This window comes from Bacillus cereus group sp. MYBK139-1, from assembly GCF_051916915.1.
GTDB lineage: Bacteria > Bacillota > Bacilli > Bacillales > Bacillaceae_G > Bacillus_A > Bacillus_A pacificus.
Window position 1 is genome coordinate 399604 of record NZ_JBQAHO010000004.1, and the last position, 13499, is coordinate 413102.

Genomic DNA, 13499 nt, shown 5'->3' on the forward strand with positions numbered 1-13499 from the left:
TTTATTTTCTAAACAAAAAACAAAAAAGAAAATTGCTCCCCTCATCACATAAAGTAATAAGTAGGGAGCAATTTTCTTTTATATTTACACTTTAAAAGTATTATCGTCCTTTTTTAAAGAGCCCAAAAATGATTCTACATGGACGATAATGAAAAGTCAAGAACTACAGTTCTTCCTCTTCTTCTTCTTCAGTTTCATCATACTCAAGTTCTTCTTCAGCGAAGTCATCTTCATCTTCGTCTAAATCATCAAGATCATCGTCGTCTCCGTCTTCGTCTTCAAGAACCTTGTCCAAATCTTCTACATCTTCATCTTCGTCTTCATTTCCGTCTACATCATCAAAGTCATCTTCATCTTCTTCAATGTAGTCGTCAAAACCGTCTTCTTCAACTTTACGTTTCTTCTTCGGTTTTGGTTGAGGCAAGATTTCTTCATCAATTTGCTCATATGGGTACCAGCTGCGTAGCCCCCAACGATTTTCTCCTAAATTAATGAAACGTCCATCGATGTTTAAGTCTGTATAAAATTGTGCGATTTTCGCATTAACTTGCTCTTGAGATAGTCCCAGCACTTGAGCGATTTCTTGAACCAACTCGTTGAATGTCGTTGCTTGTCTTTTATCCCCTAAAACGCTATGTACAACTTCAATCATTGAACATTCTTTTAGCTCTTCTGGTGAATATTGCTTAAAATCCACTTATGCGGCACTTCCTTTCATCAAATATAACCTTATATATAACGGCCTGCTTAAAAAAATCCATACTATTCATTATAAACAAAAGTCGCACAAATATGCTACAAAAAAAACGGGAAACTTTTATAGGGTAGTATGTATTCCTTATTTCGGAAGCATATGGGCCCCTTGCAATACATACCTAATTTGCATTTCTGTATATTCTTCAAGCGTATATAGTTTTTGCAGCGCCCAACGTCTAAATCCCCACATCTGTCCTTGTATAAAAATATTATGCGCAAGAAGCTGTATTTCTTTTTTATTTAATGTAAATGTTCCATTTTCCGTACACTGTTCTAAAATATTCTCAAACATTCCTACCATTTGAAACTCCTTTTCTAATACATACGGGAGTGATTCTTTCGGTAAAAAGCGTACCTCTTGATACATTATTAATACTTCTTCTTGCAATTCGTCCATCACTTTAAAGTAATTCGTTATTGCTATCTTTAAACTTTCTACACTCCCTTTTTCTGTACAAACTACTTCCTCTAATCTTTCTTTTACATGTTCATAAATACTATCACAAACTAAATACAAAACATCATCTTTTGTACGGATGTATTCATAAAGTGTACCGATACTAAATCCGGCCGCCTTTGCAATCTCTCTCGTTGTTGTACGCGGAAATCCTTTTTGCTTAAACAATTGCACTGCACCTTTAATCATTTGTTCACGCCTTAACGCAACTAATTTCTCATCTTTCACTGATGCGTGCACATTATGTTTAACCATCCCCTTCACCTCTCTATTATTTTTTGGAAGGAAAAAGCGTAGGAAAATACCTACGCCTTTGATCCTACTTCGTTAACATACGAGAAATTACGAGCCTTTGAATCTCTTGTGTTCCTTCATATATCTGTGTAATCTTTGCATCTCGCATGTATCGCTCTACCGGATAATCTTTCGTATAACCGTAACCACCAAAGACTTGTACCGCTTCAGTCGTCACCTTCATCGCTGCATCACCTGCAAATACTTTTGACATCGCCGACTCTTTCCCATAAGGAAGTCCTTCCGATTCCAGCCAAGCTGCTTGATATGTTAGAAGACGCGCCGCCTCCACATCTGTTGCCATATCTGCAAGTTTAAAGCCAATCCCTTGCTGCGCCGCAATTGGCTTCCCAAACTGCTGACGCTCTCTTGCATATTCTACGGAAGCATCTAAAGCCCCTTGTGCAATACCAACCGCTTGTGCTGCAATACCGTTACGGCCACCATCTAATGTTTGCATCGCTATCTTAAACCCTTGTCCTTCTTCCCCTAGCAAATTCTCTACAGGAATGCGGCAATCTTCGAACATAATTTCAGTTGTTGGTGAAGAGCGAATCCCTAACTTACTCTCCTTCTTCCCAACTGAGAAGCCAGGCGTATCACTTTCCACAATAAACGCGCTCGTACCACGCTGCTTCGATTCAGGATCGGTTAACGCGAAAACAACATAAATGTCGGCAATACCGCCATTAGTGATAAATATTTTTGATCCATTTAAAACGTAATGGTCTCCGTCTCTTTTGGCGATTGTCTTCATTCCACCAGCATCCGATCCAGACCCTGGCTCCGTTAAGCCGTATGCACCAATTTTCTTTCCTTCAGCCATCGGTCGTAAAAACGTTTGCTTTTGCTCTTCTGTTCCAAATTTAAAAATTGGCCAACCAGCAAGTGAAGTATGTGCAGACAATGTTACACCTGTAGAAGCACATACGCGTGATAATTCTTCAATAGCAATTACATACGCCAAGTAATCGCTTCCAATTCCGCCGTATTCTTCAGGCCACGGAATTCCGGTTAAACCAAGCTCTGCCATTTGATCAAATAGCGCACGATCAAACCTCTCTTCTTCATCACGTTCAGCTGCTGTCGGTGCTACTTCGTTCTTAGCAAAGTCCCGAACCATTTTTCTTATCATTTCATGTTCTTCTGATAGTTTAAAATGCATGCCCGTCTCCCCCTTATGCTTTTATAAAGCCCGGCTAATAACAAGTTTCTGTATTTCACTCGTTCCTTCATATATTTGCGTGATTTTCGCATCACGGAAGAATCTTTCTACTGGATAATCTTTCGTATAACCGTAACCACCAAATACTTGCACTGCTTCAATCGCAACTTCAACAGCTGTTTTAGAAGCGAATAATTTCGCAATAGATGCTTCTTTACCACATGGTAATCCTTGCGCTCTTAGCGATGCCGCCCTATATACAAGTAATCGCGCCGCTTCTACGCTAGTTGCCATATCTGCAAGTTTGAAGCCAATCCCTTGCTGCGCCGCAATTGGCTTTCCGAATTGCTCACGTTCTTTCGCATAATCAATCGCACATGCAAGCGCCGCTTCAGCAATCCCTAATGCTTGCGCCCCAATTCCAATTCGCCCAACATCTAAATTCGCCATCGCTACCTTAAATCCTTGTCCTTCTTCACCAAGTAAATTCTCAGCCGGTACCTTCATATCCTCGAACGTAAGTTGTACAGTGCGAGAACCGAGCAGTCCCATTTTATGCTCATCTTTACCGATGATTAAGCCTGGTGTATCTTTCTCTACTATGAATGCAGAAATCCCACTCTTTCCTGCCTCTGGATTTGTAGAAGCGAATACAATATATGTACTTGCTTCACCACCATTTGTAATGAACACCTTCGATCCATTAATAATGTAATGATCGCCTTTCTTCACAGCTCTTGATTTCAAACTTCCTGCATCCGATCCTGCATTTGGTTCTGTTAATGCAAATGCACCTAAATATTCACCAGTCGCAAGTTTAGAAACGTATTTCTCTTTCTGTTCTTCTGTTCCGAAATATAAAATCGGGTTCATTCCAACTGACGTATGCACAGCTAAAATTACACCAACTGTTGCGCTTACCTTTGAAATTTCTTCAATTGCTAAAATATAAGAAATAAAATCCATTTCTGCACCACCGTATTTTGCAGGCGCTGGAATTCCCATTAATCCAAGCTCACCCATCTTCTGCAAAATCTCTTTTGGGAACACCCCTTGTTCCATACTAGGAACAAAGGGAGTAATTTCCTTCTGTGCAAAATCTCGAACCATTTTCCTCATCATTTGCTGCTCTTCATTAAAACGAAAGTTCATATACTCCGCCTCCATTTGCTATATAACCTTTTAACAATTTGGTAAGACCACTATTTTGTAACAAAGGGGGATTTATTCGTAAACGTAGAAACCACGACCTGTTTTACGTCCTAACCATCCTGCATTTACGTACTTACGTAGCAATGGACATGGGCGATATTTACTATCACCTAAACCTTCATGCAACACTTCCATAATGTATAAACATGTGTCTAAACCGATAAAATCAGCGAGCGTTAAAGGGCCCATCGGGTGATTCATACCAAGTTTCATTACTTCATCAATTGCTTCTTTCGTCGCTACACCTTCATATAACGTATAGATTGCTTCGTTAATCATCGGTAATAAAATACGGTTCGATACAAATCCTGGGAAATCATTTACTTCAACTGGTACTTTGCCAATTTTCTTCGTAATATCCTCAATTGTTTCGTATACCGCATCATCTGTAGCCAAACCACGAATAATTTCAACAAGTTTCATAACCGGAACCGGATTCATAAAGTGCATACCGATTACTTTTTCCGGACGTTTCGTTACCGCGGCAATTTCTGTAATTGGCAAAGATGACGTATTTGTCGCTAAAATTGCGTGTTCTGGAGCAATTTCATCTAAATTCGCAAAGATTTTCTTTTTAATATCCATTTTCTCGACAGCTGCTTCGATAATAAGATCCGCTTCCTTCACACAATCTAAATCAAGCGTTACTGCAAGACGGTTTAATGTCGCTTCCTTTTCTTCTTCCTTCATGCGCCCCTTTTCTACTTGGCGTGCTAAGTTTTTCGTAATGATAGCCAATCCTCTATCTAATTGCTCCTGTTTTAAATCTTGAACCTTCACATCGTATCCTGCCATTGCACATACTTGTGCAATTCCTGATCCCATTTGTCCTGCACCAATTACAACAATTTTTTGTACACTCATTTCTTCTTCCCCCTTAATTTTCAATAAACTATATACCGTCTAATCTTAATTAATGAACTTCAATCATCACTGCATCACCTTGGCCACCACCGCTACAAATCGAAGCAATACCAATTCCGCCGCCGCGTTGCTTCAGTGCATGGATTAGTGTAACGATAATGCGCGCTCCGCTTGCTCCAATCGGATGCCCCATCGCCACTGCGCCGCCATTTACGTTCAATTTTTCTGGGTCAATTCCCGCAATCTCTGTACTTGCAATTGCTACCGCTGCAAATGCTTCATTAATCTCGAATAAATCGATGTCTTCAATTGTCTTTCCTGTTTTTTCAAGCAATGCGTTAATTGCATAACCTGGCGTTCTAGGGAAATCTTTAGACTCCACTGCAATTGCTGTATGTGCCAAAATTGTCGCTAATGGCTTTCTTCCTTCTTGCTTCGCTCTCTCTTCGCTCATTAATACAAGTGCAGCACCACCATCGTTTAAGCCTGGTGCATTACCAGCTGTCACTGTCGCTGTTTTATCAAATACAGGTTTTAATTTTGCTAACTTTTCAATTGTTGTATCCGCGCGTGGTGCTTCATCTTTTGCAACGACAATAGGATCGCCTTTTCTTTGCGGAATCGTTACTGGCACGATTTCCTCTTCAAAACGCCCTTCTTTATGTGCTGAAACCGCACGCTGGTGGCTACGATATGCCCATTCATCTTGCGCTTCGCGAGAAATTCCATCTTCCTTCGCAACTTCTCCGCCATAAACACCCATGTGTATACCTGAAAATGCGCATGTTAAACCGTCAGCAACGTTTAAATCAACGACTTCGTTGTTGCCCATTCTGTATCCCCATCTTGCTCCTCTTAAAATGTAAGGACTGTTACTCATCGACTCCATACCACCAGCTACAATCAATGATTGATCGCCAGTACGAATAATTTGATCCGCTAACGTAACCGCACGAAGCCCCGATGCACAAACTTTATTCACTGTTTCCGTCTGCACTTCCCAAGGGATTCCAGCAGCCCTCGCCGCTTGGCGTGATGGAATTTGTCCCTGTCCACCTTGAATAACCGTTCCGAATATAACTTCCTCAACATCACTAGCAGAAACATTTGCTCTTTCAAGCGCCGCTTTAATTGCAATCCCTCCAAGTTCTGTTGCTTTTACATCTTTTAAAGATCCTCCAAATTTCCCAACCGGTGTTCTTGCAGCACTTAAAATAACTGTTTTACTCATGTTTCTTTCCCCCATTTCTTTTTATCACTGAGCGTGCGCTCGGTGTTCCTACGTTGAGAAGAGGTGCAATAATTGCACCTCTTTCTAAAGTTGTATGCATTCCTACAAACTAGATTGCTTCTTTCTTCTGTCCAATCACTGAGCGTTCTAAAATCTCTGTTACATCGAGAGTTTGAACTTTCTCTTCAACTTCTTTCGCTTTCGTCCCATCACTAATCATCGTTAAGCAATAAGGACATCCTGTACCGATAATGGATGGCTGTACAGCTAATGCTTGTTCTGTACGAGCAACGTTAATGCGTGAACCTGTTGTTTCCTCCATCCACATTAAGCCACCACCCGCTCCACAGCACATTCCCGTTTCACGGTTACGTGCCATTTCTACAAGATTCACACCAGGAATCGCTTTCAAAATGTCTCGTGGCGCTTCGTATACTTCGTTGTATCTTCCTAAGTAGCAGGAATCATGGTACGTAACTGTTTCCTCAATAGCGTGAACCGGTTTTAAGCGTCCTTCTTTTACCCACTGAGCTAACAGTTCTGTATGATGATAGACTTCTGCTTGCAAGCCAAAGTCCGGATACTCATTTTTAAATGTGTTATAAGCATGAGGGTCAATCGTAACGATTTTCTTCACTCCTGCTTTTTCAAATTCCTCGATATTTTTTGTCGCCATCTCTTGGAAGACAAATTCATTTCCAAGGCGGCGCGGTGTATCTCCAGAGTTCTTTTCCTTATTACCGAGTATCGCAAATGAAATGCCTGCTTCGTTCATCAACTTCGCAAACGATATCGCAATCTTCTGACTACGATTATCATATGATCCCATTGAACCAACCCAGAATAAATATTCGAACTCCTCGCCAGCTTTCGATTTTTCTTTTACAGTTGGAACCGTTACTTCATCATCGCCTTGGCGCCAAGTTTCACGCTCTTTACGGTTTAGACCCCACGGATTCCCTTGACGCTCGATGTTTGTCATCGCACGTTGCGCTTCCGCATCCATTTTTCCTTCTGTTAAAACGAGATAGCGGCGTAAATCAATAATTTTATCAACATGCTCATTCATAACCGGACACTGATCTTCACAGTTACGACACGTTGTACAAGCCCAAATCTCTTCTTCTGTAATAACATCTCCAATTAAACTCGGATCGTAAGCGAGTGTTGTGGCTGCAGATTCTTGTTGTCCTTTCCCCGCTGCCATCATCGCTAACTGATTTCCTTGTGTATTATTAAAAGCAACTACCGGAACCCACGGTGCTTTTGATGTCACTGCAGCTCCTTTATCAGTCAAATGATCGCGAAGTTTTAAAATCAAATCCATCGGCGATAACATTTTCCCTGTTCCTGTTGCCGGACACATATTTGTACAACGACCACACTCTACGCAAGCGTATAAATCAATAAGCTGATTTTGTCTAAAGTCTTCGATTTTACCAACACCAAATGTTTCTTGTGTTTCATCTTCAAAGTCAATCTTTTCAAGTTTCCCTGGATTTGAAAGACGGCCGAAGAAAACGTTAGCTGGTCCCGCAATTAAATGCGCGTGTTTCGATTGTGGAACATAAACTAAAAACGTTAACAAAATTAGTAAATGCACCCACCAAGAGAAATAGAACACAGAAATGGCTGCGGTTTCATTTATCCCCGAGAAAACGTAAGCGATTGCAGAAGCGATTGGCTCACTCCATGAAAGCTCCTCGCCATGCCATATAATTCCCATCCCATTACCGAGTAGCACAGAAATCATTAAGCCACCGATGAAGATAAGAACAAGGCCTGATTTGAAATTACGTTTTAAACGAACTAGCTTCTCAACATAACGTCGATGAAAAGCCCAAAAGACTGCAATTAAAATAACAAGTGTGACAATTTCCTGGAAGAATGTAAATGCAGGGTATAGTGGTCCAAGTGGAAGATGTGATCCTGGTGCGAGTCCTTTCCAAACGAAGTCAATTGCTCCAAATTGGACAAGAATAAATCCGTAAAAGAACATAACGTGAATAATGCCGCTCTTTTTATCTTTCAGCAGCTTTTTCTGACCGAAAACATTGACCTTAAGGAGATCCCAACGCTCTTTAAAACGACGGTCAAATTCAATCTTTTTTCCTAACTGTATGTAGGCCATCCTCGTTCGTATAAGATACACAAACAAATATCCCGCATAAGCAATAACAGCAATGGCAGCCAGCCAATTCATGATCAGTAAGCTATTCATTTTTATGCTACCCCTCTCTTTGTAAGCCCTCTTTCTTTTTTAGAATCTTCAAAAACATATAATTTTCTGAATTTTATCCCCTACCTTCATTATATAATGAGTGAGCATTCAGTCAACAGTTTTTTGTTATACAACAACATATTTTTTAATAAAGCTGTTTATTTCGGTAAAACTATAAAGTGAAACTTTAATCAGTAGAAGTTATTTACTCCCTACTAATTATTAGGCCACAAATAACAGGATAAAATGAATGTTTGATTTATAAAAAACGAATGGTGAAAAGACCGTGAAGGAGGGAATTTACTCATGTTCTTCTTATCTCTCTTATTAATAGGTAGCACTCTCTGGATTGTAATTGATTTTTCTTATGGGAGAATTGTTCATTTAAAGCGTGTACGTTCTCGTTCTTTCCCTTTACGTCAAAGTGATTTTCACCTTTATACATACGGAAAAGATTTGTATGACGCTCTATTTACTGATATAAAACAGGCGAAACACCATGTGCACGTTTTGTTCTTCATTGTAAAAAACGATAAAATCAGCCGGGAATTTTTAAAGTTACTTATTGATAAGGCAAAGGAAGGAATTGAAGTAAGACTTCTACTCGATCGATTGGGAAGCCATCATTTATCAAATGAGGCCATTCGCTCCCTACAAAAACATGGTGTCTCTTTTTCATTTTGTCACAAAGTAAAGTTTCCTTTTCCTTTCTTTTCTGCAAATCAAAGAAACCATAGAAAAATTACAGTTATTGACGGGAAAATTGGTTATATTGGTGGATTTAATATTGGAGAAGAATATTTAGGACATAATCAAAAATTAGGATTATGGCGCGATTATCATTTACGTCTTACAGGAGAAGGAATACAAGATTTACAAAAGCAATTTTTACATGATTGGCTGGACGATACAGACCAAAATTTATTAGAGGCATCTCTTTATTTTCCTAAGCAACAACCAGGAACCATTCTACATCGTTTTATTCCTACTGATGGGGCCTACTTGCAAAATACATTTTTATATTTAATTGAAAGCGCAGAAAAAGAACTCTTTATCGGTACACCATATTTCATTCCTGGAAGAAAAATTATGAATGCATTATTAGAAGCACGAAAACGCGGGGTTCAAATCACGATTCTCGTTCCAGAAAAAGCGGATCACCCCCTTGTTCGAGAAGCAAAATTCCCATATTGCCGAAAGTTAATACAAGCTGGCTGTAATATTTACGCATTTCAACAAGGTTTTTTTCACGCTAAAGTTATTATAGTTGATGACTACATCTGTGATATCGGAACTGCAAACTTTGATATGAGAAGTTTATATATTAACCATGAAATCAACTGCCTTTTATATGATGAACATTTTATACAAACAGTAAAAAATAAATTCCACGAAGATCTAGAAAATGCGTCATTACTTTCCTTGAAAGATGTTAGTCCGAATTCTCTCATTAATAGAGGCAAAGAATGGATAGGAACAATACTTGCTTTCTTTCTATAGGAAAGATAATGCATAAAGGAGATGTATTCATTATGATTATGCGTTTCGGATATGTCTCACATGCAATGGCACTCTGGGACTGTTCTCCGGCTAAAACGATGACATTTACAAGCTTTCAAAAGCTTAGTAAACAAGAACGAGAAGATAAATTATACGATGTTACGCGGCAGAATCTTGAGCATACAATACGTATTCTTCATTACAATATAGCGCATGAAATTCCATTATATCGCTTATCTTCTTCCATCGTCCCACTTGCAACACATCCCGAAGTCGAGTTTGATTACATCGGTTTGTTCACACCTCTTTGGCGTAAAATTGGGGCATTAATTAAAGAACATAATTTACGCGTAAGTTTTCATCCAAATCAATTTACGCTATTTACAAGCGATAAGCCACACATTACAACTAACGCTATTACAGATATGACTTATCACTATAAAGTATTAGATGCAATAGGAATTGCAGATTCTTCTTATATTAACATCCATGTAGGTGGTGCCTACGGAAATAAAGAAAAAGCGGTTGAACGTTTCCATGAAAACATAAAAAAACTTCCTGCACATATAAAGAGGCAAATGACACTTGAAAATGATGATAAAACATATACAACTGTTGAAACTTTATCTATTTGCCAAAAAGAAAAGATTCCATTTGTATTTGATTATCATCATCACATGGCAAATCTTTGCGAAGAACCGTTAGAAGAGTTACTTCCTGCAATTTTTGAAACTTGGGCACATACAAATATCCTTCCTAAAGTTCATATTTCCTCCCCTAAATCAAAAAAAGAATTTAGGGCTCACGCGGAATATATTGATTTAGAGTTTATTAAACCTTTCTTACACGTTGCAAAAAAAATTAATCATAATTTCGATATTATGATTGAAAGTAAACAGAAAGATTTAGCGATGCTGCAATTCATACATGAATTATCCGCTATAAGAGGAATAAAAAGAATAAATAGCTCAACATTACAATGGTAAATTGTAATGTTGAGCTATTTTTTTCAAAAAAAGTAATTTTTCTAGTAAAAAACACCCTATTTTATATGCTATGATTGGAATTAGCATTTTCCACCTGTGATTCAACTTTATTGAAACGGAGTCATAATATGATTAATCAAAAAAAATATGTACACTTTGTTATGATATATATAATTATATTTTCTCTTTGGATATTTCTTATTCCTAAGAACTTGAATATAAAAGAAATTGGAATTCTCTTCTTATTTTGTTTTGCTGCACTCTTTTCTTGCTATTGCTTATATAAAGCTATTAAGAAAATGAAGCGCGGTGATAAATTATTTTGGGTTTTATTACTATGCACTTGCCTATGTGGATTGACAATGGAGATAACTTTATTTCTTCATTCACTTTCTATATATGACCAAGTCATATTCTCATATACGGCATTACCCTTTTTTATCGTACAATATATTTTGCTCTTTTCTGGCTTTGCTATAAAGTTCATAAAACATTACTCTATTAGAGGCCTAGCTCAATTTTCATTCGATAGCATCTTTATCATTATTATGAATATTTATTTTACCTTAGCTTTTATTTTGGACCGTTCAAGCTTTCGTATGTTAACAACAGATCATTGGGTTTTAATTGGATACTTTATTGCACAATCATTAGTCATTTACGCCGTTATTAGTCTATATAGACGAGAACAATATTCTGCTAGTAGAATCTCATTAATTATCGGCTTTACTATCATACTTGTATACGGATATATACATCTCTTTCAATTAAACGCAGGGATGGAAACTTCTTCTGAAGTCTCTTACTTAATACATACTGCTTCAATTTTATTAATCGGTTTATCGTCCATACTATACATTTTGGATAAACCAATGCAGCACGAAACGAAAACTAAATATTACCGGTTTGATTATGTGCGCTTTATATTACCTTATTTTAGTATAATCATTACTTTTTCTTTTATTATCTTTCAACCTTGGGATGATAAATTCATGTTGATCGGTCTCGTATTATCACTTATTTTGTTATTCCTGCGACAACTTTACATGTGGAAAGATAATAAAGTATTAATCGATACATATGAACAGCTGACTACACAACTAGAAGATGAAGTTGAAGAAGGGGCATCTGCGTTATCAAAGAGTGAACAACGCTATAAATCTTTATTCGAAGATCATCCCGATGCTGTTTTCTCTTTAAATATGTATGGTATTTTCCAACAATCTAATACAGCCTGTGAAAGCTTATTTACTGCCTACTATTGTGAAGTAGAAAGCTATTCCCTTTTACACTTTATTGACTCAAAAGACCATGATTTACTAAAGAAAGCTTTACAACTAACGAAAGAAGGTAGACCACAAACTTTAGAAGTTCGCACAAAAGAAAAAGAAGGTTATTACTATTACCTTCACATTACACTCATCCCTACTTTCATAAACAAAGAAGTTGTTGGGATGTTCGGCATAGCACGTGATATTACAACTTTATATGAAAAACAAAAGCAAGTAGAACATTTAGCCTTTCATGATGCACTTACTGGGTTGCCTAATCGCCGCAAATTCGAAAAGGATTTAAAAAACATTTTAAATACAGCTCAAACTAGCGCAAATGATGTTGCCGTTATGTTTCTTGATTTAGATCGATTCAAAAAAATTAATGATAGACTCGGCCATGACGTCGGAGACTTATTATTAATTGAAGTAGCAAAACGATTACGCGGTTGCTTACGTTCAAAGGATGTCGTTGCTCGCCAAGGCGGAGATGAGTTTACAATTCTATTACCAGATATGTACTCAGAAAAAAGTGCGGCTTTTATAGCTGAACAAATTTTAAATATTTTAAACAAACCATTCTTCATTAAAGATGAAGAGCTATCTATTACACCGAGTATCGGAATTGCAATGTACCCTGATTGTGGAACAGATGTAACAGAATTAATGAAAAATGCTGATATGGCTATGTATCGCGCGAAGGCAAATGGAAAGAATAGATTTGTTTTCTTCTCAAAAGAAATGAGTATCGCTCAAAATGAAATCCAATTTTTAGAAGGCGAACTTTCAAAAGCACTACAACAAAATGAATTTTTCCTTGAATACCAGCCACAAGTAAGCACAAAAACAAAAAAAATTATTGGTTTCGAAGCATTAATTCGTTGGAAACATCCAAAGCTTGGTATCGTATCCCCGGCCCAATTTATTCCTCTAGCAGAGGAAACTGGATTCATTATTGAACTTGGAAATTGGATTTTACGTACTGCTTGCTTAGAAGCAAAAAGATGGCACAATCAAGGTTTCTCTCACTTAAAAGTCGGTGTAAATTTATCTGTTGTTCAATTTAACCATGCAGATTTAATTCCAACTATTTCAAAGGTTTTAGAAGAAACAGAGTTAAAACCAGAAGCACTAGATATGGAAATTACAGAAAGTATCGCCATTAATCAAAATCAATCTGTAGTTGCAAAACTAGAACAGCTTCAAAATCTTGGTATTCAAATTTCAATTGATGACTTTGGAACTGGTTATAGTTCTTTAGCTTATTTAACAAAATATCCAATTAACACATTAAAAATTGCTCGAGAATTTATTTGCGGAATTACAACTAGCCCTTTAGAGGAAGCGATTATTTCTGCCATTATTACACTATCAAAACAACTAAATTTAGAAGTTATTGCAGAAGGTGTAGAGACCGAAGAACAATGGAAGTTTTTATATGAGCAAAACTGTGACCACATTCAAGGATTCTTTATTAGCAAGCCCGTTTCTAGTAAAGACGTTTGGAGGTTACTCCACAAAAAAACAACCGTCTAAGTAAGA

At 37.6% G+C, this 13499-nt stretch carries 9 protein-coding genes and 1 pseudogene; 3 read left to right on the plus strand and 7 right to left on the minus strand.

Annotation, left to right across the window (positions count from 1 at the left end):
* Window positions 1-163: 163 nt before the first annotated feature.
* The 7 genes and pseudogenes from rpoE to ACTFRS_RS22640 all read right to left on the minus strand — a co-directional run bounded on the left by rpoE (window position 164) and on the right by ACTFRS_RS22640 (window position 8200).
* Window positions 164-697, minus strand: a complete 534-nt coding sequence (gene rpoE, locus ACTFRS_RS22610; protein WP_139868507.1) for a DNA-directed RNA polymerase subunit delta — start codon at window positions 695-697, stop codon at window positions 164-166.
* Between the two features lie 141 nt (window positions 698-838).
* Window positions 839-1468, minus strand: a complete 630-nt coding sequence (locus ACTFRS_RS22615) for a TetR/AcrR family transcriptional regulator (RefSeq protein WP_000238605.1) — start codon at window positions 1466-1468, stop codon at window positions 839-841.
* Window positions 1469-1532: 64 nt separating this feature from the next.
* On the minus strand, window positions 1533-2672 hold the full coding sequence (acdA, locus tag ACTFRS_RS22620; RefSeq protein ID WP_440024967.1) for an acyl-CoA dehydrogenase AcdA: 1140 nt from the start codon (window positions 2670-2672) through the stop codon (window positions 1533-1535).
* Between the two features lie 21 nt (window positions 2673-2693).
* A complete protein-coding gene (locus ACTFRS_RS22625) occupies window positions 2694-3824 on the minus strand; it encodes an acyl-CoA dehydrogenase (RefSeq protein WP_317460163.1) in 1131 nt (376 codons plus the stop codon).
* Window positions 3825-3896: 72 nt separating this feature from the next.
* Window positions 3897-4748 carry a 3-hydroxybutyryl-CoA dehydrogenase gene (locus ACTFRS_RS22630; RefSeq protein ID WP_000116031.1) on the minus strand — a complete coding sequence of 284 codons (852 nt, stop codon included), beginning with the start codon at window positions 4746-4748 and terminating at the stop codon, window positions 3897-3899.
* A 49-nt stretch (window positions 4749-4797) separates the two neighbouring features.
* Window positions 4798-6079 (minus strand): annotated as a pseudogene (locus ACTFRS_RS22635) (acetyl-CoA C-acetyltransferase).
* Between the two features lie 9 nt (window positions 6080-6088).
* Complete coding sequence (locus tag ACTFRS_RS22640; protein ID WP_001086788.1) at window positions 6089-8200, minus strand: heterodisulfide reductase-related iron-sulfur binding cluster; 2112 nt, start codon at window positions 8198-8200, stop codon at window positions 6089-6091.
* A 306-nt stretch (window positions 8201-8506) separates the two neighbouring features.
* On the opposite strand from ACTFRS_RS22640, the gene cls reads away from it, so the two are divergent.
* The 3 genes from cls to ACTFRS_RS22655 all read left to right on the plus strand — a co-directional run bounded on the left by cls (window position 8507) and on the right by ACTFRS_RS22655 (window position 13493).
* Window positions 8507-9700, plus strand: a complete 1194-nt coding sequence (gene cls, locus ACTFRS_RS22645; RefSeq protein WP_097852471.1) for a cardiolipin synthase — start codon at window positions 8507-8509, stop codon at window positions 9698-9700.
* A gap of 32 nt (window positions 9701-9732) precedes the next feature.
* Window positions 9733-10686: a UV DNA damage repair endonuclease UvsE gene (uvsE, locus tag ACTFRS_RS22650; protein ID WP_139868509.1), complete on the plus strand. Its 954-nt coding sequence runs from the start codon at window positions 9733-9735 to the stop codon at window positions 10684-10686.
* A 128-nt stretch (window positions 10687-10814) separates the two neighbouring features.
* The gene (locus ACTFRS_RS22655; protein ID WP_139868511.1) at window positions 10815-13493 is read left to right on the plus strand and encodes a DUF4084 domain-containing protein; all 2679 of its coding nucleotides are present in this window, start codon (window positions 10815-10817) and stop codon (window positions 13491-13493) included.
* Window positions 13494-13499: the final 6 nt, after the last annotated feature.

Coding starts and splice junctions, on each gene's coding strand:
- ACTFRS_RS22615 (WP_000238605.1), bottom strand. CDS start 1,468: ATGGTTAAACATAATGTGCACGCATCAGTGAAAGATGAGAAATTAGTT.
- acdA (WP_440024967.1), bottom strand. CDS start 2,672: ATGCATTTTAAACTATCAGAAGAACATGAAATGATAAGAAAAATGGTT.
- ACTFRS_RS22625 (WP_317460163.1), bottom strand. CDS start 3,824: ATGAACTTTCGTTTTAATGAAGAGCAGCAAATGATGAGGAAAATGGTT.
- ACTFRS_RS22630 (WP_000116031.1), bottom strand. CDS start 4,748: ATGAGTGTACAAAAAATTGTTGTAATTGGTGCAGGACAAATGGGATCA.
- ACTFRS_RS22640 (WP_001086788.1), bottom strand. CDS start 8,200: ATGAATAGCTTACTGATCATGAATTGGCTGGCTGCCATTGCTGTTATT.
- cls (WP_097852471.1), top strand. CDS start 8,507: ATGTTCTTCTTATCTCTCTTATTAATAGGTAGCACTCTCTGGATTGTA.
- uvsE (WP_139868509.1), top strand. CDS start 9,733: ATGATTATGCGTTTCGGATATGTCTCACATGCAATGGCACTCTGGGAC.
- ACTFRS_RS22655 (WP_139868511.1), top strand. CDS start 10,815: ATGATTAATCAAAAAAAATATGTACACTTTGTTATGATATATATAATT.